Source organism: Kitasatospora sp. NPDC093558, from assembly GCF_040683475.1.
Lineage (GTDB): Bacteria > Actinomycetota > Actinomycetes > Streptomycetales > Streptomycetaceae > Kitasatospora.
On record NZ_JBFBDY010001417.1, the window covers coordinates 1 to 1,018 of the forward strand.

The window sequence follows — 1,018 nt, forward strand, 5'->3', positions numbered from 1 at the left end:
CATCTCCAGCGTGGCGGTGGCCTTCGCGCTCGACATCCAGGACGGGATCGTCGGCAAGGCGCGCATCGGCCTGGGCGGCGTGGCCGCCACACCGATCCGCGCCCTCGCCACCGAGGCGGCCCTGGAGGGAATGCCGTGGACGGCGGAGACCGTCGAGGCCGCGGCCCGGGTGCTACGGGCTGAGGGCACGCCGATGGACGACCACCGCGCCAGCGCCGGCTACCGCTCCGCGATGCTCGGCCAGAGCCTGCTGAAGCTGTACGCGCAGACCACCGAGGCGGTGTCGTCGTGAGCCAGTTGTCCGAGCGTCCCGAGAAGCCCGTCGTCGGCGTCCCGGTTCCGCACGAGAGCGCCGTCCTGCACGTCACCGGCGCCGCGCTCTACACCGACGACCTGATCCACCGCACCAAGGACGTGCTGCACGCCTACCCGGTCCAGGTCATGAAGGCCCACGGCAGGATCACCGCGCTGCGCACCGGGCCCGCGCTCGCCGTGCCCGGTGTGGTCCGGGTGCTGACCGGTGCCGACGTCCCCGGCGTCAACGATGCCGGGATGAAGCACGACGAACCGCTGTTCCCCGACGAGGTCATGTTCCACGGCCACGCGGTCGCCTGGGTGCTCGCCGAGACCCTGGAGGCGGCCCGGCTCGGTGCGGCGGCCGTCGAGGTGGACCTCGACGAACGGCCCTCCCTGATCACGCTTCAGGAGGCGATCGCGGCCGGCAGCTTCCACGGCGCCCGGCCGACGATGCTGACCGGCGACGTCGACGCGGGCTTCGCCGACTCCGCGCACGTGTTCGTCGGCGAACTCCGGTTCTCCGACCAGGAGCACTTCTACCTCGAAACGCACGCGGCACTGGCCTACGTCGACGAGGCCGAGCAGGTGTTCGTCCAGAGCAGCACCCAGCACCCCTCCGAGACCCAGGAGATCGTCGCGCACGTGCTCGGCCTGCACAGCCACGAGGTGACGGTGCAGTGCCTGCGGATGGGCGGCGGCTTCGGCGGCAAGGAGATGCAGC

1 protein-coding gene and 1 pseudogene are annotated in these 1,018 nt (G+C 71.7%); both read left to right on the forward strand.

All coding sequences use genetic code 11. The features are described from left to right. A pseudogene (locus AB0O00_RS41445) lies at positions 1-292 on the forward strand (xanthine dehydrogenase small subunit); the annotation flags it as partial. After that, on the forward strand, positions 289-1,018 hold a 730-nt coding region (locus AB0O00_RS41450; protein ID WP_363659824.1), incomplete at its 3' end, for a molybdopterin cofactor-binding domain-containing protein. The pseudogene AB0O00_RS41445 and the gene AB0O00_RS41450, both read left to right, overlap by 4 nt.